The 21508-nt window shown below is 30.4% G+C and carries 20 protein-coding genes, 1 rRNA gene, 1 riboswitch and 1 other annotated feature; of the genes, 8 read left to right on the top strand and 13 right to left on the bottom strand.

The features are described from left to right. Positions 1–141: 141 nt before the first annotated feature. Positions 142–522, bottom strand: a complete 381-nt coding sequence (locus KPL51_RS21640) for a hypothetical protein (protein ID WP_216166263.1) — start codon at positions 520–522, stop codon at positions 142–144. Between the two features lie 366 nt (positions 523–888). Here KPL51_RS21640 and KPL51_RS21635 point away from each other — a divergent pair, with 366 nt between their 5' ends. Further along, positions 889–1458 (top strand): DNA-3-methyladenine glycosylase I, encoded by a 570-nt coding sequence (locus KPL51_RS21635; protein WP_216166261.1) that lies wholly within the window; start codon positions 889–891, stop codon positions 1456–1458. 150 nt (positions 1459–1608) lie between these two features. On the opposite strand, the gene KPL51_RS21630 is transcribed toward KPL51_RS21635, so the two are convergent. From KPL51_RS21630 to KPL51_RS21620, 3 genes are all read right to left on the bottom strand, one after another. Beyond that, a complete protein-coding gene (locus KPL51_RS21630) occupies positions 1609–2751 on the bottom strand; it encodes a glycerate kinase (protein ID WP_216166259.1) in 1143 nt (380 codons plus the stop codon). Between the two features lie 41 nt (positions 2752–2792). Next, positions 2793–4049 carry a GntP family permease gene (locus tag KPL51_RS21625; RefSeq protein ID WP_216166269.1) on the bottom strand — a complete coding sequence of 419 codons (1257 nt, stop codon included), beginning with the start codon at positions 4047–4049 and terminating at the stop codon, positions 2793–2795. Positions 4050–4181: 132 nt separating this feature from the next. Beyond that, positions 4182–5243: a CdaR family transcriptional regulator gene (locus tag KPL51_RS21620; RefSeq protein ID WP_216166257.1), complete on the bottom strand. Its 1062-nt coding sequence runs from the start codon at positions 5241–5243 to the stop codon at positions 4182–4184. 221 nt (positions 5244–5464) lie between these two features. Between KPL51_RS21620 and KPL51_RS21615 the strand changes: the two genes are divergently transcribed. The 3 genes from KPL51_RS21615 to KPL51_RS23770 all read left to right on the top strand — a co-directional run bounded on the left by KPL51_RS21615 (position 5465) and on the right by KPL51_RS23770 (position 8303). After that, positions 5465–5926 (top strand): DUF4342 domain-containing protein, encoded by a 462-nt coding sequence (locus tag KPL51_RS21615; RefSeq protein ID WP_216166255.1) that lies wholly within the window; start codon positions 5465–5467, stop codon positions 5924–5926. Positions 5927–6145: 219 nt separating this feature from the next. Further along, the gene (locus KPL51_RS21610) at positions 6146–6829 is read left to right on the top strand and encodes a response regulator transcription factor (RefSeq protein WP_216166253.1); all 684 of its coding nucleotides are present in this window, start codon (positions 6146–6148) and stop codon (positions 6827–6829) included. Next, positions 6822–8303, top strand: coding sequence for a HAMP domain-containing sensor histidine kinase (locus KPL51_RS23770; RefSeq protein ID WP_224854637.1), 1482 nt, complete (start codon positions 6822–6824; stop codon positions 8301–8303). The genes KPL51_RS21610 and KPL51_RS23770 overlap by 8 nt, the downstream gene beginning before the upstream one ends. Before the next feature lie 307 nt (positions 8304–8610). Here the strand turns inward: KPL51_RS23770 and adhE are convergent, their stop codons facing one another. Both adhE and KPL51_RS21595 read right to left on the bottom strand, forming a co-directional pair. After that, entirely contained in the window at positions 8611–11193 is a 2583-nt protein-coding gene (gene adhE, locus KPL51_RS21600) for a bifunctional acetaldehyde-CoA/alcohol dehydrogenase (RefSeq protein ID WP_216166251.1), read from the bottom strand. A 438-nt stretch (positions 11194–11631) separates the two neighbouring features. Then, positions 11632–11853: a YdbC family protein gene (locus KPL51_RS21595; protein ID WP_216166249.1), complete on the bottom strand. Its 222-nt coding sequence runs from the start codon at positions 11851–11853 to the stop codon at positions 11632–11634. Positions 11854–12362: 509 nt separating this feature from the next. Between KPL51_RS21595 and uvsE the strand changes: the two genes are divergently transcribed. After that, positions 12363–13325, top strand: coding sequence for a UV DNA damage repair endonuclease UvsE (gene uvsE, locus KPL51_RS21590; RefSeq protein WP_216166247.1), 963 nt, complete (start codon positions 12363–12365; stop codon positions 13323–13325). 61 nt (positions 13326–13386) lie between these two features. Here the strand turns inward: uvsE and mgrA are convergent, their stop codons facing one another. The 4 genes from mgrA to KPL51_RS21570 all read right to left on the bottom strand — a co-directional run bounded on the left by mgrA (position 13387) and on the right by KPL51_RS21570 (position 17039). Then, entirely contained in the window at positions 13387–14385 is a 999-nt protein-coding gene (mgrA, locus tag KPL51_RS21585) for an L-glyceraldehyde 3-phosphate reductase (protein ID WP_216166245.1), read from the bottom strand. 145 nt (positions 14386–14530) lie between these two features. Beyond that, a complete protein-coding gene (locus tag KPL51_RS21580; protein WP_216166243.1) occupies positions 14531–15217 on the bottom strand; it encodes a DUF554 domain-containing protein in 687 nt (228 codons plus the stop codon). A 171-nt stretch (positions 15218–15388) separates the two neighbouring features. Continuing rightward, positions 15389–15808 (bottom strand): hypothetical protein, encoded by a 420-nt coding sequence (locus KPL51_RS21575; RefSeq protein WP_216166241.1) that lies wholly within the window; start codon positions 15806–15808, stop codon positions 15389–15391. Between the two features lie 79 nt (positions 15809–15887). Next, positions 15888–17039 (bottom strand): Rossmann-fold NAD(P)-binding domain-containing protein, encoded by a 1152-nt coding sequence (locus KPL51_RS21570; protein ID WP_216166239.1) that lies wholly within the window; start codon positions 17037–17039, stop codon positions 15888–15890. A 308-nt stretch (positions 17040–17347) separates the two neighbouring features. Here KPL51_RS21570 and KPL51_RS21565 point away from each other — a divergent pair, with 308 nt between their 5' ends. Together KPL51_RS21565 and KPL51_RS21560 are read left to right on the top strand one after the other, a co-directional pair. Further along, positions 17348–18118, top strand: a complete 771-nt coding sequence (locus tag KPL51_RS21565) for a polysaccharide deacetylase family protein (RefSeq protein WP_216166237.1) — start codon at positions 17348–17350, stop codon at positions 18116–18118. A 125-nt stretch (positions 18119–18243) separates the two neighbouring features. Continuing rightward, positions 18244–18496 (top strand) — a binding site (T-box leader). A gap of 167 nt (positions 18497–18663) precedes the next feature. Beyond that, positions 18664–19167, top strand: a complete 504-nt coding sequence (locus KPL51_RS21560) for a tryptophan transporter (RefSeq protein WP_216166235.1) — start codon at positions 18664–18666, stop codon at positions 19165–19167. A 73-nt stretch (positions 19168–19240) separates the two neighbouring features. On the opposite strand, the gene KPL51_RS21555 is transcribed toward KPL51_RS21560, so the two are convergent. Beyond that, the gene (locus KPL51_RS21555) at positions 19241–19381 is read right to left on the bottom strand and encodes a hypothetical protein (RefSeq protein ID WP_216166234.1); all 141 of its coding nucleotides are present in this window, start codon (positions 19379–19381) and stop codon (positions 19241–19243) included. 359 nt (positions 19382–19740) lie between these two features. After that, positions 19741–19868, top strand: a riboswitch (cyclic di-AMP (ydaO/yuaA leader). A gap of 153 nt (positions 19869–20021) precedes the next feature. Here KPL51_RS21555 and KPL51_RS21550 point away from each other — a divergent pair. After that, the gene (locus KPL51_RS21550; RefSeq protein WP_446681745.1) at positions 20022–20657 is read left to right on the top strand and encodes a cell wall hydrolase; all 636 of its coding nucleotides are present in this window, start codon (positions 20022–20024) and stop codon (positions 20655–20657) included. A 65-nt stretch (positions 20658–20722) separates the two neighbouring features. Here the strand turns inward: KPL51_RS21550 and KPL51_RS21545 are convergent, their stop codons facing one another. After that, positions 20723–21220 carry a dihydrofolate reductase gene (locus KPL51_RS21545; protein ID WP_216166232.1) on the bottom strand — a complete coding sequence of 166 codons (498 nt, stop codon included), beginning with the start codon at positions 21218–21220 and terminating at the stop codon, positions 20723–20725. Positions 21221–21450: 230 nt separating this feature from the next. Then, a 16S ribosomal RNA gene (locus KPL51_RS21540) occupies positions 21451–21508 on the bottom strand; the annotation flags it as partial.

Genomic DNA, 21508 nt, shown 5'->3' with positions numbered 1-21508 from the left:
ACCCTTGTCTTAAGCTAACGGTTGGCACTATCAGCCCCCGTATCGGACTTTCACCGACGAGTAAACGCCCATGCCGGGCGCACTAAAAAAGGGATAATGAATGTCTTCACTATCCCTTTACATACACATACACATACACAGCTAATTAACAGTTTCACATGGATATATATAATTTGCTACACAACGAGCATCTAATTCTTCAGGATCACCTATATTATCCGGAAGTATAAACACTAGTTTACGTGAAATAGTACCACACGAATTACCACATGCGTCCTCTTTACATAAGATTGTAGTAAAACCTTTAAAAGCAAGTATTCTATGACAATTATCATAGATAACGCATGCAACACACACTGGTATACCAATACATACATTATTTACTTGTATTCTTACAGTTAGTAATTTAGCACCGTGCTTTTCTAAATTTATTGGATCTACATCAATAATATTACATAAGTTACATTCACAATCATCATTTAGTGAACAATTTGGTTTATAATCTTTTTCATCTCTACTCATTTAATAAAACTCCTTTTTTGTATAAATTTTCAATAAAAATACATTGTCTGATTTATAAGTTATTGTAGGTCTTTATGGATACATATATCACTTACATATAGTGTCAACATAAGCTTTATACTTGATATATGTACTAATAAACCAGAATGATAACTGAAATAGTCTTTATTATAAAACTATAAATAGTTTTATTAATGAGATAATGTAATTCATAGTATAATATATTCTATGTAGTGAATATTTGTTAATAAATATTCCATTTTTAATGAAAAGATTTGTTGGTTTTATTTTTGTTGCTTATAGCTGATATAATTATGTTACATATGGTAAAGTTAATTCAATAACATATGAAAGAGGTGTATAAAAATGAATAGATGCCATTGGTGTGGAAACGATCCACTATATGTAAAATACCATGATGAGGAATGGGGGATACCAGTCCACACGGATAAAAAGCATTTTGAATTTCTTGTTCTAGAATCCGCTCAGGCTGGACTCAGTTGGATTACCATACTTAGAAAAAGAGAAAACTATAGAAAAGCCTATGATGATTTTGATTATATTAATATAGCGCAATATGATAAGGAAAAAGTAGCTGAGCTTGTTCAAAATCCAGGGATTATAAGAAACAAACTTAAAATAGCAGCCTCCATAAATAATGCTTTGATGTTCATTAAAATTCAAGAGGAATTTGGTAGTTTCGATGCTTACATATGGGCATTTGTAGACAATAAACCTCTAATAAACCATTGGGACAACATTGAAAATGTGCCAGCAACCTCAGATTTATCTGATGTGGTTAGCAAGGATCTAAAAAAGCGTGGATTTAAGTTCATAGGTTCAACCATAACCTATGCTCATCTGCAAGCTACAGGCATAATAAATGACCATATTACAAGTTGCTTTAAATACATTGGAGACCTAACAGTTAAGTGAGAATAATTAATAGTTAAAACGAATAAGTTTTAGTTTTACAAAAAAAGAAAATAGTTCTTAATAAGATCCGAATTCTTATTAAAAACTATTTTCTTTTTTTTATTAGTTGTTGTGTGGTTATTAAAGTAAAAACAAAGCTTAACTTTACATTTATCTTTGTGAATTGCAAAGCGAAATAATTCTTGCTATATTTTCACTAGTTCTTTCAATATTTTCAGGACCTTTTTTAAGTGCCGAATCAATTGTGTCAGCTTCTGATAATATGCCTATTATTGAGTTTATTCCATTCTCATATAACCGCTCTATTCCATTACCTATACGTCCTGCAAAGGCTATTACAGGTATATTATATTCTTTGGCTATTAAAGCAACTCCAAGAGGGGTTTTCCCATAAAGTGTTTGTGAATCTATGCTTCCTTCTCCAGTAAACACATAATCTGCATCTTTCATTTTTTCTTTAAGCTTGGAATGTTTCGTAACTAATTCTATTCCCCTTTTAAGCTCTGCGCTGAAAAAAGCAAGAAGTCCTGCACCTAACCCCCCTGCGGCACCTGCTCCAGGAATACTTTCAATATCCATGCCCAATTGTTGTTTAATAATTTTTGCATAGTGCCTTAAATTAATATCTAAGAATTTCACCATATCCTGCGTGGCACCCTTTTGCGGTCCGAAAATATGTGAAGCACCATTTTTACCTGTTAAGGGGTTATTAACATCGCAGGCTACTTCAATTTTAACTTCATTAAGCCTTTTATCTAATTCATTTAAATTTATTTTATGAAGAAGATTTAAATATCCTCCACCTAAACTAATTTCTTCATTATCCACTGTTAGTAGCTTTCCACCAAGGGCTTGTATCATTCCCGCTCCACCATCATTTGTAGCACTTCCACCAATTCCTATAATTATATGGTTAACTCCTTTGTCTAGTGCAGCTTTAATTAATTCTCCTGTACCATAAGTTGTACTTAAAAGAGGATTTCTTTTTTCTCTAGGCACAAGATGTAAGCCACTAGCACTAGCCATCTCAATCACTGCTGTTTTTTTATCTCCAAGCACTCCAAATGTAGCTTCAATTTCATCACCAAGGGGTCCTTTAACCATAACTTTGTATAGTTCACCTTCTGTTGCATCTACAAGAGACTGCACTGTACCTTCTCCACCATCAGCCATTGGAACCTTAACACACTGCGCATGTGGAATTGCTTTTTTAATTCCTCGCTCCATTGCTTCTGCCACTTCTTTTGCAGTCATACTCTCTTTAAAAGAATCCGGTGCCAACACAAATTTCATATATATCTATCCTTTCTAAAGTAAATTAATAATTTGAATTTCTATCTCATTATTCCAAATATTATAGTTGACACTAAAGTCATAGTTAACCCAACTAATGATTCATAAGGTATAAGCTTTAATCTTTCTTTCATATTCATGAATATACTTCCACCTGTAGCATGGAAGAAACTTCCGTGTGGAAGATGATCTAAAACTGTTGCTCCACTGTGAATCATTGCTGCTGCTGAAATACGTGAAACTCCAAGTTCTAATATCGTTCCACCAAATACTGTGCTTGCTACTGCAGTACCAGATGTAGTTGATGCTGTAGCTGCAGACATAAGTATTCCTGATATTGGTGCTAATGCATATGCAGGAAGCCCTGAAGCCAAAAGTCCTTGAATAATTACATCTTTTAATCCGGAATTAGCTATAATACCTGCAAGAGTTCCTGTACCAATAAGTAAAATAGCCACTCCGCTCATTTTGGTTAATCCTATAATTGCATATTTATTTAAATATTTTATTTTTCCCATTGCGAGAGCACCTATAGTGCCTCCAATTGGCAATGCTATTAATGGATCTATACTAATTTTAAATAGTGGTCTTAGAGAAAGTAATGCTATAGCTATAAGTGGTCCAACAATTGCTGAAAAGAAGCTTGGTTTTTGTTCAACTGCACTATCAATCTCTTCTTCCATAACAAAACTTCCTTTTTTAATAAGCTTTTTGGCTATTATACATGTAACAATAAGCCCAAATATGGCTGGTATTATCCCCGCTGCCATAACCGATGTCAGCGGCACTTTAAATGCATCTGATGCCGCTATAGCATTAGGATTAGGAGACATAATATTTCCTGCCTTTCCGCCTCCTATCATAGCGATAAGAATAGATGATTTAGACAAATTAGCACGACTAGCAATAGACAATGCTATTGGTGCTACTGTTATAACTGCTACGTCTACAAAAACTCCTACGGCCGTTAGCACTAAAGTTGCCAGCGCTAGCGCTATTAGAGAATTGTTTTCTCCTATCTTATCTACAATAGTTTCTGCAATTTTTGCAGCAGCTCCTGATTCTATAAGCACCCCTGCTAAAACTCCAGCAGTAAGTATTCTTAATATAGCTGGCATAATTCCTTGTGCACCCTCAATCATAAATTTTACGGTGCTTGTTAGTCCTGCTCCTCCTACTAACCCACCAATTAATGCACCTAATATTAGTGCATATGCTGGATGAACCTTTTTAATTATTAAAATAATTGCTAATGTAAGTGCTATAATTGCGCCTAAGGCAGTTACTTGCATATTTATCCCTCCTTTGTTTGTTCCTTTTCTATATTGTAAACGAATTCAAATATATTAACATTAGGCAATTGTTTAATATTTACTCATTATTTCTTGTGCATTTGAACAGTTAAATAATAAATACCCTCTAGCATACCGTTAAATCTCCGATAAAATATATGCAGTATATAATTGAAACAGATCAGTTAAGTTTTTAGGATTCTTACCCGTAACCTCTTCAATCTTTTCTAACCTATAATTCAATGTATTTCTATGAATGTAAAGTGCTTCAGCGGATTTATTTGCTTGCCCGTTCATATTTATATATGTAATCAGTGTGGTTAATAAATTCAACTGATTCTCAGATTGTAAATCTATAATTATTTTTTCCATTTCCCTATTTCCTTTAAACCCTGATAACAATGAGATAAAAGCAATATCTTTATATAAATGAACATTTCTTTCACTTTGAAGCTTTTTACCGATTTCAAGTGCCTTTATTGCTTGTTTATATGATATTCCAAAAATATTTTCATTTAGCCCTATACCTATTTCAAAATTATTCTCTTTTGCATTGCATAAAAACTTTTCTACTCTCCTAGTAACAGAGCTATCGTAATACATGAAAATCAATATAGTAGATGGATTTAATTTCAAATAATATTCATCCTTCCTTATAAAAGTTAGCAATTTGACCTTTACTTTTTCAACTATACTCTCATTAAAAGTTAATATCACCGCTACCCTAGGAAGAGATATATCAATTCCTAAAGCACCTCCTCTTTCTTTGAAATCCTGAGCATAGCCATTTTTCATATAAATTAATTCATATAAAAATTCATCTTTCAACTGTTCATTTATTTTTCTTTGAAATAGTACGTACTCTTGGGTTACTAAAAGTTCAGCAGTTATTCTAACTAGTTCAACAAAAGGACGAACATCTTCTGGTTTACCCGTAATTCCTATTACACCAATAACTTTATTTTGAAAGAGTATAGGCGTATTTACCCCTGGTTTTGTGTCTATGCCACCTTCAAAAATTTCAATCATTACCTTTTGGGATATAGCTTCCATAGCCCCTTCATGTAGCTTATATAATCTATTCTTATCTCCACTTCCAATAATGATTCCTTCGTTATTCATAATATTTACATTATATGGTATAACGTTCATCATTCTATCCACTATATTTTGCGCTTGTTGCTCTGTTAGTGTAATCATATGTTTATCACTCCATTCTCAAATTCAATCATCGCTTGAGGTACTACAATTAATATTTTACCCTAATTTAAGGTGTTATTCTAAATTTAGTCCTTATTTATTTAATTTTCTAATGCAATTTTAATGTTCTACTAATACATCTTTAATCCCTCCATCTTATAATAAAAGAATAGAAAACAAATTATTCATATCTACCCAATAAAAAATGAGGAGGAATTTATATGACAATAAATTTAGAACAAATTGATGAGTTAAGAAAAAGAGCTAATGTGAGCTATGAGGATGCTAAAAATGCCCTAGAGCAAAATGAGGGAGATCTTATTGCCGCACTAGTATTTCTTGAAAAACAAAATAAGATTAAGCCAGAAGGAACTCCTTCCAGCGAAAGTAAATTCTTTAAGAGTGTAAAGAAGCTTATTAAAAAAGGAAACGAAACAAAATTAATAGTTAAAAAAGATGATGCGGTAGTATTAAATATTTGTGTAACACTAGGAATTGTAGTAACTGTAGTAGCTACCCCAGTAGTAATTATAGGAACAATATTGGCTTTAGCAACTAACCATAAAATAAGAATTCAAAAGAAAAATAGTGAAGATTTAGAAGTAAACAAAGTTTTTGATAAAATGTCTCTTGTTGTTAATAAAGTAACTACAAAATTTAAAGAAGAAATGAAAACTGAATAATGTACTAGTAACCTACATTTGATATATGTAGGTTGTTTTTTTATAATAGTATATTCCAAATATATAAAGTCAATTGTCTGCAATTATATATAAAATAATATATAATGAAACTATGCTTATTAACTCAACTTTTCTAGACACTTTTATAGTCTGATACCTATAAAAATATGAAAGAGAGTTGAACTATTAATATAATTTATTTTGGGGGTTAATTTATATATGAGTGGACAAAAAATATTAATAATTGAAGATGAAATAAAAATAGCACGATTTCTAGAGTTAGAACTAACCTATGAGGGTTATAGTGTTGAGCTATGTCATGATGGGCGTGAGGGCTTAAATAGAGCCATAAATGAAATTTTTGATATAATAATCCTTGATGTTATGCTACCTTCTTTAAATGGACTAGAGGTATTAAGAAGACTAAGGCAAGTGTCAGCAGTTCCTATTATAATGCTAACTGCTAAGGATGAGATAATGGATAAGGTTATGGGACTTGATATAGGTGCCGACGACTATATGACAAAACCTTTTGCTATTGAAGAATTACTAGCAAGAATAAGGACGGCATTAAAAAAAGTACCTGTATTTAAGGAAATTACAAATATATTATCTGCCGGAGAACTTTCCATAGATATAGATGGACACATGGTTACCTTTAGGAATGATTCTATAGAACTAACTAAGACAGAATTTGATTTACTTAAATATCTAATAGAAAATAAAAATATTGTTCTTACAAGAAATAAAATTATAGATATAGTATGGGGATATGAATATATGGGCGATACTAATGTAGTAGATGTGTACATTCGATATTTAAGAAGTAAAATAGACGATAGATTTAGCAAGAAATTTATTTATACTGTGCGAGGGGTGGGATATCTTTTAAAAGATGAATAATTCAAAATTTATCTTTAGGCTTATATGGCAATACTTTCGATTTGTCTTGAAAGTAACAAAAATGATAATTAGTTTTATGCCAAAGATATTAAAGAAACTAATCTACAAAATTAACAAGCAATTAAGATTTTCAATTAGTTTCAAAATGACTGCAGTGTATACTCTGATTTTTTCTACTACACTTTTTCTACTAAGTGTGGGTTTAATTATAGGGTTTAGATTCTTTCTACTAAACGAGGTTAATGTTGAACTGACTAGATACAGTGCATTAGCGGTTAATTATGTCAAAGAAGACAAAAATTTTCAAAGCTTTAACTCCAATATTTTTTCTAATATAGAGAATGTAACCTTTAATGTTTTTGATGAAAATAAAGATCTTGTTTATTCTACTCAAAAAAATAAACAAGGTGTATCTTTTCATGAAGACACCTCAGAATACCCTGTAATTAACGAAATAAATCAACAACTTGTTTTTGTTACAACTAAACTAGATCAAAACAATAAAGTTTTTATTATTCAGCTTTCTAAAGACTTAAAAAAAGAAAATGAATATTGGGGTATTTTTTGTTTAATTATACTTTTTGTAAATATATTGTCTTTAATGGTGACCTTAGGTGCTGGTTCTAAAGCCAGTAAAAAAATGCTTTTACCAATAAAAGATATGACAAAAACCACCAAAGCTATTTCAATTAATGCCTTAGAAACCAGATTGAATGTTAGTGTTTCTCACGACGAACTAAAAGATTTAGCTGAAACTATTAATAAAATGCTAGATGGTATTCAAAACTCCTATGAGCAGCAAAACCAATTCGTATCAGATGCTTCTCATGAGCTTCGGACACCAATATCTGTTATTCAAGGCTATGCAAACATGTTATATCGATGGGGAAAAGATGATAAGGAAGTGTTAGAAGAATCAATAACTGCTATCAAGGGTGAAGCTGAAGATATGCAACTATTAGTAGAAAAACTTTTATTTCTTGCACGGAGTGACAAAAACACTCAAAAAATAGAAAAAGCCGGTTTTTATGTTAATGAATTAGTAGATGAGATAATAAAAGAAACAATACTAATTGATACTTTACATGAAATTAAAACTGATTCAAATGAAAAGGTATCCATTTATGCAGATAAAAAATTACTAAAGCAAGCACTGAGAGTTTTCATTGATAATAGTATAAAATACACCCCAAAGGGTGGAACTATTATTTTAAATAGCTATATTAAAAAGAAGAATCTAATGATTGAAATTATAGATACAGGAGTAGGTATTCCTAAAGAAGATCTTCCATTTATTTTCAACAGATTTTATAGATGTGACAAATCTAGAGCAAAAGAAAGTGGCGGCACAGGCCTCGGTTTATCTATTGCAAAATGGATTATTGGTAAACACAATGGCTCCATTATAGTAGAAAGCAGACCTGAAATTGGAACAAAGATTAGTATTGGCCTCCCTATGAAAAAAAATAGTTAATCTTATTCAAGAGATTAACTATTTTTCTTATATTATGCTATAACGAAAAGTATAAATTGCTAGAATGCATTCATTTCGCCAAGTAATTCTAAACTGATTTTATTGAAATATATACTTTTGTTAGCCTAATATAAGAAAAAAGACAGTTGCCAATTTAAATTTATTAAACTATCTCAACTCATTAGATTATATCCATGATGGACTCACAATTAAAGGTAGCGCTACATTTTAGTGTGGTGCTACCTTTTGTATATTAGTCCAATATACCTGTAAATATTAGCTTTTAGAGTTTCTCTAATTAGCCCAATTATTTTTCAAAGACATTTATATACATTTGCTTAAGTTCACTAATTAATGGGTATCTTGGGTTAGCTCCTGTACATTGGTCATCAAAGGCTTGCTCACTCATATGGTCTAAGGTAGCATAGAATTTTACTTTAGATACTCCTGCTTCACTTATTGTCATGGGAATGTTAACCTTAGCTTTTAACTCATCAATAGCTTTAATTAATAATTCTATTTTTTCATCGGCTGTGTTTCCACCTAATTGCAAATAGTCAGCAATTCTTGTATATCTCCATTTAGCATTTGGATATTTATATTGTGGGAAAGCTGCTTGTTTTATTGGGTTATCTACTGCATTAAATCTTATAACCTCATTTATTAATATTGCGTTAGCCACGCCGTGTGGTACATGATGCTCTGCCCCTAATTTGTGTGCCATTGAATGACAAACTCCAAGGAAAGAATTTGCAAATGCCATACCAGCCATTGTGGAAGCATGAGCCATTTTCTCTCTTGCTTTTATATTAGTTGTACCCTCGTTGTAAGCTTGTGGTAAATATTTAAATATTAATCTCATTGATTCTAGAGCCATACCGTTAGTAAATTCTGATGCAAGTACTGACACATAAGATTCTATAGCATGAGTTAAAGCATCTATACCTGAAGCTGCTGTTAAGCTTTTTGGCATATTCATCATAAGCTGCGCATCTACTATAGCCATATCTGGTGTCAACTCATAATCAGCTAATGGATATTTAACTCCCGTTTTTTCATCAGTGATAACTGCAAAAGGAGTTACCTCAGAACCTGTACCTGCTGAAGTTGGTATTGAAACCATCATAGCTTTTTCACCCATTTTAGGGAATGGATAAACTCTCTTTCGAATATCCATAAACCTCATAGCTAAATCTTCAAATCTTACTTCTGGATGTTCATACATTACCCACATGATTTTAGCTGCATCCATCGGTGACCCACCACCAAGTGCTATAATTGTATCTGGCTTGAATATTTCCATTTCGCTAGCACCTTTTTTGGCTATAGCAAGAGTTGGGTCTGGTTCTACGTCATAGAATATTTTAAATTCTACTCCAATTTCTTCTAATACATGTGTAACTTTATCTACATATCCTAAATCGTAAAGAATCTTATCAGTTACTATAAATGCTTTCTTTTTGTTCATATCCCTTAATTCTTTTAAGGCTACTGCTAGACTGCCATATTTAAAATAAACTTTTTCTGGAACTCTAAACCAAAGCATGTTTTCTCTCCTCTCAGCTACACTCTTTACATTCATTAAATGTTTAACTCCAACGTTCTCAGATACAGAGTTTCCACCCCATGATCCACAACCTAGTGTTAATGAAGGTGCTAGCTTAAAGTTATACAAATCACCTATAGCTCCTTGAGCTGCTGGCATATTTACTATAACTCTTCCAGTTTTCATAGTTGCACCAAACTTAGATATTCTGTCAGCTGACTTAGTTCTGTGAGTGTATAATGATGATGTATGACCAAAGCCTCCTAGCTCAACAAGTCTCTCTGCTTTTGTTAGTGCTTCATCAAAAGTTTTAACCTTATACATAGCAAGTACTGGAGATAATTTTTCGTGTGAAAATGCTTCTTCAAGTTCTACAGATTCAACTTCTCCTATAATAATCTTTGTTTCCTCAGGAACCTTCACTCCTGCCATTTCTGCTATTCTATAGGCAGATTGACCTACTATATTTGAATTTAGTGCTCCGTTAGTTAATATTATTTTTCTTACTTTATCTACTTCTGCTTCTTTAAGAATATAAGCTCCTCTTTCGGCAAACTCATTTCTAACTTCCTCATAGATTTCTTCCATAACCAATACTGATTGTTCTGAAGCACATATTACTCCATTATCAAAACTCTTAGAAAGTAAAATTGAGTTTACAGCCATTTTAATTTCAGCTGTTTCATCAATAATTGCTGGTGTATTTCCTGCGCCAACTCCGATAGCTGGTTTTCCTGATGAATAAGCAGCTTTGACCATTCCTGGGCCACCTGTTGCAAGTATTATATCCGCTTCTCTCATAACAATCCCAGAAAGTTCTACTGAAGGTTCATCTATCCAAGCAATTATTCCTTTTGGTGCACCAGCTTTAACTGCTGCATCTAGTATTATTTTAGCTGCTGCAATAGTAGACTTCTTACCTCTTGGATGTGGAGAGAAAATTATACCATTTCTAGTTTTTAATGATATAAGGGCTTTAAATATGGCTGTAGATGTTGGATTTGTGGTCGGCACAATGGCAGCTACAATCCCTATTGGTTCTGCAATTTTTGTAATACCAAAGGATTTATCTACATCTATAATTCCGCAAGTCTTTTCATCTTTATATTGATTATATATATATTCTGAAGCAAAATGGTTTTTTATAACCTTGTCTTCTACGATTCCCATACCGGTTTCTTCTACTGCCATTTTTGCTAATTCAATTCTTGAGTTATTTGCAGCCATTGCTGCTTGTCTAAATATTTCATTTACCTGTTTTTGAGTATAAGTAGAAAACTCCTTTTGAGCAATTCTAACCTCTTTAAATCTAATCATTAATTCTTCTACGTTTGTTACTTTCATATGCTACACCTCTTTCATAATAATAGATTACATTAATGTTCAATTTAAATATTTTATTCGTTGATTTGAAGTAATTTCTTGTTTTATTTGATTGGTCCTCTTATGTGTTAATTATATCACAATGTTTTTATGCTTGTAAACATTTTTTTATAAAATCCAACATATTTTATTTCCAATTAATAATCATCATGTATTTGCAAACCTTTACACATGGCCATGTGAGGGGTTTATATCTAATTTTTTTATTAATATTTCACAAATATTAATTTATTAGAAGAACACAAGTGTGTTATGTTTTAAACAATATTGTTTTGTATTTTAGCTATCAGATAAACCGTTCAATTTTCAATATAAAAAACGAGGCATAGTATAATTACCACACCTTGTTTTCATAAACTTGTTTTTTTTATTATTTTTTAAATGTATCAAATATATTTTCTACAGATTCATTTCATTGAGTAATGATTTAAGTTTTATAAGTTCCTCTTTAGAGAGAGTAACCCCTTTACCCATTTTCTCATGTTCTGGAGACCAATCTCTAATGTCGTACTTAGGGTCCTTATCATTCCAACTTATAAGATTTAATTCTTTTCTCCATGATTTACTAGATTCTGAAAGTTCTCCTAAATTCTCTTTTATTTCATATTTAATATCTGCCACGTTAAAACCTCCATTAATAATTTTAGTCATATTTAAATTATTTTATCAACATACAACTAATATTATAATATATTAGCAGAAAAAGCTATAATTCAAATATTTCTTAGAAATAATTCCCCTTATATTTGTAAATTGTTTTACACACACTATACTTTTGTGATATGATTAAATATGGGTTTAATTAAACATCTATTCAAATTTTATATTTATTTAATAAGATGTTTTTAAAAAACATTTTAAATATTGTTTATAGCTTTTAAACTATGAAATTTATAGAAAGCTATCATCTTAGTGAATATTCTGCCACACTTAAAATATTTTGTACAATATTATGAGTTCATTATGGCAGTAATATAACTATAAAAATATACTTATTAAAGGATATTATAATTTCCAGAATGGATTTCAATGTGATTGAGTAACAATTAAAATACATTAAGAATATCAATTAATAGAGATGTTTTAATTTATATTCACAGGTATAACTATATTATATGAGGAGTGATATTATGCACATAAGATTAGGCTACGTGGCTACGGCTTTAAAGGCAGCAAAAATAACTTCTGCCAGCACAGTAACTTATTCTACATATACTAAACAATCGACGGATAGAGATAAGCTTGAAAAGCTACAAAAGGTAGCGGTATCAAACGTCAATGATTTGTATAAGATTTTAGAGTACACTGTAAAGAACGATGTTCACTTTTATAGGATAACTTCTGCTTTAATACCCTTAGCAACTCATCCTGAAGTTACAGATTGGGAGTTCAGAAGAATTTTGAAAATGGATTTTGATTGGCTTGGAAATTATATAAACCATAATAATTTAAGAGTTGATATGCATCCTGATGAATCTAATGTAATAAATAGTTCTAAAGAAGAAGTAATAAAAGCTACTGAAAAGAGTCTTTTGTTCCATGCTAATCTTTTTTCGGATATTAATTACCCACTTGGAAAAATGGTATTGCATATTGGTGGTAAAGAAGGCGGTAAAGCTGCTGCTACAGAACGATTCTTTAAGAATTTTAACAACTTACCAAAAGAAATAACAAAGTTATTAATATTTGAAAATGATGATAAAAGCTTTACTACAAAAGAAGTATTAAATATATGTAAAGAAATAAAAGTACCTATGGTACTAGATGTACATCATCATAACTGCAATAACGGCGGCGATGAACTAGAACCTATGTTAGTAGACATATTTTCTACTTGGGTTAACGAACTTCTACCAGTAAAAGTGCATTTTTCGAGCCCTAAAACTGGAGAAAAAGACAAGAAACATGCTGATTATATTGATGTAGCAGCTTTTATTGAGTTTATTGAAAAATGTATACCACTAGAAATAGATGTAGATATAATGATAGAGGCAAAGCAAGCTGATTTGGCACTATTTAAACTTTTAGAAGAGGTCAAAAGTCTTAAGCCTGAATGGACTTGGACTGATAATAGTACTTTAGAATTTAATTAAAATTCTAAAGCACAAAGAAAAGACTTTAAGAATATTTTTATTCTTGAAGTCTTTTCTTACTTTAACAGAGAGTTATTAATGCCTGTTCTATCTTTTTAAGTTCTTCCCCTGTAAATTCCAAATTATCAAGGGCAGCAATATTATCTTCAATCTGACTTACTTTACTAGCGCCTATAAGAGCAGATGTAACTTTTCCCCCTCTTAATATCCAAGCTAAAGACATTTGAGCTAAACTTTGTCCTCTTTCTTTTGCAATTTCATTAAGGGTAAATATTTTTTTGAGTTTTTCCTCTGTAATATCTGTTGAACTAAGAAATTTAGAGGAACCTGCTGCTCTAGAATCTGAAGGTATTCCTTTTAAATATTTATTTGTAAGTAATCCCTGTGCTAATGGGCGAAATGCAATAGTTCCTATACCTGCTGCGCCAAGTACTCCTTGAAGTTTTTCCTCAATCCATCTATTAAGCAATGAATAAGATACTTGACTTATTACAAATGGAGTTCCTAGTCTTTTTAATATACCTATAGCCTTTTGCATATCTTCGGCCTTATAATTAGATAGACCAATATATAGTGCCTTTCCCTGTCTAACCATCAAATCTAGCGTATTCATAGTTTCTTCTAAGGGTGTGTTCTGATCTGGTCTATGGTGATAAAATATATCTACATAATCAAGTCCCATACGCTGAAGACTTTGATCTAGACTAGCAGTTAAATATTTTTTAGAGCCCATGTCACCATAAGGGCCTGGCCACATATAATAGCCCGCCTTTGTAGAAATTATAATCTCATTCCTATAAGGTGCAAGGTCCATTTTTAGTATTCTTCCAAAGTTCTTTTCAGCTGATCCTTCTGGAGGACCATAATTATTAGCTAAATCAAAATGCGTTATGCCTAAATCAAATGCCTTTTGAATTAAAAGACGGCTATTTTCAAAAGAGTCCTTAAATCCAAAATTATGCCAAAGTCCTAGTGAAATGGCAGGTAATTTAAGGCCACTACTTCCGCATCTATTATAAATCATTTTATCATATCTACTGCTTGAGGCCATATATCCCATATTTTTTGTCTCCTCTACATTTAAATTTAGTTGTAAACTCATGCTACTAATATTATAACTCTTTAAACACTATTATTACTAATGAATAATAAACTCTCGATTATTTTTCATTAGTTTTTTCTTTTAATTATAATTTTGTTTTATACTAAAAACCAACGATGGTCTTAAATATGTAATATAAAAGAGGCATGAAAATAGCTGGGAGCATGTTGCCAACTCTTATTCTTTTAATCTCCAGCATGTTTGCACCAATTGCTACAATTAGTAATCCCCCAATAGCAGACATTTCATTTACTACAGAAGTTATTAAAAATTGCTTCATAAGAGAAGCTGTTAAAGTTATAATACCTTGGTATATAAAAACTGAAATGGCCGAAAAACATATACCTATTCCTAATGATGAAGAAAAAATAATTGCAGATATACCATCTATTAATGATTTAGCATACAGTATACTATGATTATTATTAAGACCACTCTCTAAAGCACCCATTATGGACATTGCGCCAATACAATATACCAGACTAGCTGTTACAAATCCATTAGCTAATCCCTTTTGCCTCGAAAATCTTCTTTCTAGCCAAGCTCCAATATTTTCTATACCCTTTTCGATTTTCATTATTTCACCAATTAGTGTTCCGAGTGTAAGACAAATAATTAATAACAATATATTATTTACAGCAAGTGCACTTTTTAGTCCAATGAGGATTACAGACAGCCCTAATGCTTTCATAATTGTCTCATTGTAAGCATCAGAAAGTTTATTCTTAAATAGAGAGCCTACTAGTCCCCCAACTAATATTGATAACGAATTTACAATTGTACCTAACACAAATATATTCCCCCTCTTAGTTCCATAACATTAATAATAATTATAAACGTAAATACTATTCTTTTCCAGTAAAAAACATCAGGCTATTAGAAATTTTTTTCTAATAGTCTGATGTCTTCACTTATATATTTTTTTTTATAAATAGAATACTTATTCAAAATTAGCTAAATTCTATTTTTTTTGGATTTTACTCCAATCCCATTTTTTTTTAGGTTTATCAAGTTCTTGTTGTATTTCTTTTTCAATAGTTTTAAATATCAAATATGCCAATATATAACATACATATCCTACTACAATTGTTATAATTATTCCTAGTGTTTGCTCCACTACTGTTTTTTTAAACATTTGTATCATTTGTTCTGACATACCAGATGGATTTTCTAGTCTAAGTAATATTTCTCTTAAATTAAAACTTCCCCATATACTTACTAGTGAACAAAATAATGACACAACTACTAAAAGTATATCACATACATTCTTAAATCCACTCTCACTTCCCTTATAATCCACTAAGAAGTTCTTAATAACAAATATAGCACTCAATACAGTTAATATAATCCCTAAAACGATTATAATTGTGAATTTTAACATAGAAACACCCCTTTTGAAAACTGGAATCGTCTGCATACAACTTTTCTCTGTTTTGTAAACGTATGTTCACTATTTTATCTTACATAACCACATTTACCATTTCATTATCACAGTTATCTGTGATTTTTTCAAAACATTCAATTGTTCCTCGGTATATTGCCCTATTAAAATAATCACTATTATATAAATCAAAATCATCCACAGAATATTTTATAAGATTTTGTACAATATATATAAGCTGCTTTCCGTATAAATCCATGCAAACCTTTGGTTTAACTCCCGGCCAAGCATTGCAACTTACTACAGTCCTTTGATTATGTGTTTGTAAACAAGTTGGTATTGTTTTGTACTCATCATCACCTGGATAAATAACATTTTTATCCAGAGTACCATGTGGTATACCCTCTATTGCTTTTATTTGAAAATAATTAGTGCCAGTTAAATATGGATCTGCTGTTAAATCTAAAATTATAGAATGTTCCTTTAAATATCCTAGCAATTCATTACTTACAACATATTTTGTTGCATCTCCCCTAGTAGTTGCATCTACTAAAATATCTGTATTTTTCAGGATTTTTATCATCTGTTTTTTGTCATCTGTTATATTTCTAGGTAACATTTTAACAAGTACACCTGTAGTTTTCTCTTGAAGTGTTACTTCATTTACTTTGTTATTTCCATATTTACCTGCCATTCTTGCTGCTGTTAATCCAACTCGTCCCATTCCCATAATACTCACAACTATAGGTTTCTTCTCTTCAATAAAGATATTTTCATAGTTTTTCGTTAGCTCAGTAAATGCTACATTAATTCCATTTTCTGAGGTTCCATCATAATTTACAACCATTCTTTCAAGAAAATCATTTTTAATAGAATCCATAGAAACGGCAAAGATACCTTTTTCTTTAAGCTTTGCTACTCTGGTAGCTCTAGTTGCATAATGAAGCATACTTAATAATGTACTTCCTTTTTTCATATACTCAATTTCTACAAATTCCGGTGACCTTAAAACTACAACTATATCCTTCTCGTAGCATTTTCTCTTAGTCACAAATTGTATGTTCTCATTATTAACTAAATAATCTTGTTTTGAATAACCTAAAGCTAATCCATATCCTTCTTCAAGAAATATTTGTACATTTTCTTTTTTAAGCATGTCAAAAAATGATGGTAAAAAATCTCTTTTTTCATTTGTTTCTTTGTGCATTCTTGGAAAACCTATTGTCTTCACTATATCATCCTCCTATATTTCCCTCGTGTACAAAGCGATTATCATTAGATAACTGCAATAATCTATTTAATTTTAGAGCTTATTTATTTTTAAAATTAAATGTAAAAATAAAAGAATTTTTTTGATGTGCTTGAAAATTGAGTTCGCTTATTCTTATTCTATATTAGAAAGCAGTGTAGTGCCGATTATTGCTAGATTTTTGACAAGTAACAATTTGAATTGTATAATTAAGTTGTTACTTACTATAAATATATTATACAGTGCAAATTGTAAATTAGCAATATTATATTAGGAGGTTATGTCGATTTATGAAATATATTTTAGATGAATGTAGAAAAAAGACAAATTATGATTTTATTTTAACTATTGATTGCGAAGGATATAATTTTGATAAGAATTTAAAAAACAATTTACTAAACTTAGAAAGACTATTAAAATTGAATTCTGAAAACAATGTATACACTCTTTTATTTATAACCCCATTTTTTGCCGAAATGATGAATGAGTTAAATATAATAGAAAAGATAAAGCAAAATTACAAAATTATATTTGGACTTCATATTCATCCGAATAATTTACCAGAATCTATAAATAAATTTTGTCCATTTATAGAAAAAGATGAAGATTTAATAGCTAAATATTCTTATGATGAACAAAAGATTATAATTAAGCTCTGTTATGAATATGTTTCGGAATTAGGAATTGGACCAATTGAGGCTTTTCGGGGAGGATATTTTTCAATAGACGATAATACTGAAAAAATATTGTCAGAATTAACTCCTATAAAGTATGAATCTCACAATATATATAGACCTCAATACAAAGTAACTAAAAATGTTTTGACTTCACTACCTGTATATGCACAAAATGAAAATGTGGAGCTAAGATTAGAATATTTTAATATAGAAAAACTATCAGAAATTCTAACTAAAGGAATATTGGAAAATAAAAAGCTTTTCGGAATAACTCATAGTTATCTATTAGATCCAAATGATTTTCACTATAAGCGTGATAAAATTGAGCTAAGCATTTATGAAAGAATGAGTATTCTAATAGATATTATTAATAAGTATAGATAAACATAATTTGTTTAATAGCATTTACATTTTATTGTTTTAGTGATACAATAATTTTATTCTTAAAAAAATTTAATAATAATAATAATAATAATAATAATAATAATAATAATAATAATAATAATAATATAAATTCGTAGAACAGGAAGAGTAGTTAAAGAAATACAATTTCAGAGAGCTGAGGATAGTGTAATCTCAGTATTGATAACTTTAGTGAATGGACCTGCTAGAAGTAACCCGAAATCAAATTTTGAGAGTAGTAGTTACCGGATGCCCACTGTTAAAAGGGATAGAGCATTTTAGTGCTTGAATATTAAATATACACATTTTTTTTTTTGTAGTATAATTTAGGTGGTACAGCGAATATCCTTCGCCCTAATACAGGGCGAAGGCTTTTTTTATGCAATTTTATTAATCGTACCAAAAATAAAAATCAATAATTTCTCCATAGAAAGGTGGTGATGAATTTGATGTACTGAAAGACACTTGCTTTTAAAAGAATAAAAAAACAAAAATATCTAAATTATTTTGAAAAGGAGCTAAATTTTATGAAAACAAATAAAATAATAATCACTTCCCTTTTTCTTGCAATAGGCCTTATTTTACATCAAATTACACCAGGTATATTACTCGGAATAAAACCAGATTTCTTATTGGTATTTATGATTTTGTCCATAATTCTAACAAAAGATTTTAAACTTGCATTTATTACAGGAATAGTCGCAGGCATTTTATGTGCGCTATCTACTTCCTTTCCTGGTGGGCAGTTGCCTAATATTATAGATAAGGTGGTAACCTCAATAGTTGTATATGGTATATATATAAACTCAAATTTTAATTCCCCGCTTAAACTAACAGGTATTTATTTTCTAGGAACTATAATAAGTGGAATTTTTTTTCTAGGTTCAGCACTTATTCTATTTGGTTTACCAGCACCTTTTTTGATACTATTTGTAACCATAGTTCTTCCTACTTCAGTTCTTAATTCATTTATGGGGTATTTCCTTCATAAACTTATTAGGACTAACCCAGCAATTAAGAGTTATTTATAAAGCATCAAAGTTGCCCTCACTTTTAAACGAGGGCAACTTTGATGCTTTATAATTGTCTAAACTTAAGAATTTTTTATTTTTGTTTGGGATAATATCTTTTAAAAGCATCTTCATAACCTTCTGGTTTGTGAAATTCCTGAACTTCGCTTATAAAAGTTTTTTTACCTACCTTTTGCTTTAATCTTCTTACTTCTCGATTACTTTCATTATCCAAAATATAACCTCCATTTACTTCTTTTCTTTATAAACACCAATTATATAACTTAACTTAATTAATTTATAGTATTTCCAACATTAGAAAAAGCATGCATTTTAAAACAAAGTCAAAATTCTATAACTTTTCTACTAATATCTATAGTTCTCGATTTTATTTATTTTTATTAAAAGCCCTTCAAATTTATTTATTAAATTAATATTGTATTCGATTAATCTTATAAAATCATTATATATTATAGTATAAAACTGTCAACGACCATTAGTGTCTTATAACCATTAGCTCCGTTACATTTACATATATTACTAATGTGGACATACTTTAACATCGATTAATTTGTCGTTTTATGTTATGATATGATAGTTACATTGCCAAATCTCTTAAATGGAGAACGGGGGAATTCTCATGGGGTGAATCTCTTATTTAGAGTAGGGTGCCTTTAACCCGAATCCGTCAACTAACCTCGTAGGCTTATAAAGGAGGACTCGTTATTATTAAATTAAATTTAAAAACTACTCTATTAGCATTAACCTTAGCTTTAGTAAGTAGCAGTTCTGTATATGCTGCCACATACCAAGTTAAATCTGGTGATACGTTAAGTGAAATAAGCAAAGCTTATAACACAACTACTAATTATTTAATGAAAAACAATGAATTATCAAAGGACACCATATATTCTGGACAAGTACTTAAAATTCCAACTAATACTTATAAAGTAGTTAGTGGGGATACACTATACTTCATAGTAAAAAAATATAATATAACTTTGGATAGGTTAATAGCAGCGAATGATAAGATGGGTGATATTATTTACCCGGGCGATGTCTTAAAAATTCCATATGTTGAAGCTACATCAACTACGGCAACAAAGGTAAAAGCGACCTCAGTGAGTGCACCTAAAGCTATACCTTATTCTAATAGTGATGTAAATTTATTAGCTAGACTAATAACTGCTGAAGCTGGTGGTGAGAGATACAATGGAATGCTCGCTGTAGGAGCTGTTGTAGTGAATAGAGTTCAAAGTTCTCAGTTTCCTGCGAGTATTAGCGGAGTAATTAACGAGCGAAGCAATGGCTACTATCAATTTTCACCAGTATTAGATGGAAATATTAATAAAGTCGCAAGTACAGAAGCAACTAAAGCAGCATACGAATCTTTAAAAGGGACAGACCCAACTAATGGTTCTTTGTATTTTTTTGAAAATTCTATAACAAACAAATGGTTAACTTCAAAGAAAGTAGCTGTTATTATAGGCAACCATACATTCGCTTATTAAGTCATTCATTTTGAATATAACAAAATAAAAAAGCTTCCACATTCTGTGGAAGCTTTTTTATTTTGTCATAATATTTTTTTTATATAAGTGTTAAAGGAGAAATATATATCCTGTTTAAATTCTTGTTTTTCATTAGTTGAAACTTTTTCCCATTGCATATTATTATCTAAATTTACTAATACACTATCATACACATACTCTTTGTATATTTTAGTTATGTAAGCTCTATTACAACATGAAATTAATTGATTATAAATTGATTCTCCACCTATTATGAATATATCTTCATCCTTATACTTTTTAAGTTCAATAAATAGTTCCTCCAAAGAATAGCATAAAATAACGTCTCCCGGGTTAAATCTTTTATTTTTGGTAAGCACTATATTAATTCTTTGTTCTAATGGTTTTTTATTGGGTAGTGATTCAAACGTAGTTCTTCCCATTACAATTACTTTTCCAAGGGTTTTTTCTTTGAAGTACTTCATGTCTTCGGGTATTCTCTCTAATAATTTAGAGTTGCATCCAATACCCCAGTTTAAATCAACGGCTGCTATTAAATTCATTTCTGCCTCCTTTACATTTTACTTATAATTTATAAGTATTATAACAAATTATCATAAGGATAGTCAAAAAAAATAAAACAAGCGATTACAAACACGATATTGTGTTTGTAATCGCTTGTTTTATTTTAAAAGTATTAGTCTCTCAAAATTAAACAGAGAATAGGTTACGAGTAATTACAGTAGGTATTTTTCTTTTCGCATCGACCGAAGTCTTTGCATCTACTCCCTAGAAAGGAGGTGATCCAGCCGCAGGTTCTCCTACGGCTACCTTGTTACGACTTCACCCCA

The organism is Clostridium bowmanii, from assembly GCF_018861315.1.
In the GTDB taxonomy this organism is placed as follows: domain Bacteria; phylum Bacillota; class Clostridia; order Clostridiales; family Clostridiaceae; genus Clostridium_AD; species Clostridium_AD bowmanii.
This window is presented reverse-complemented; position numbering and strand designations above follow the sequence as displayed.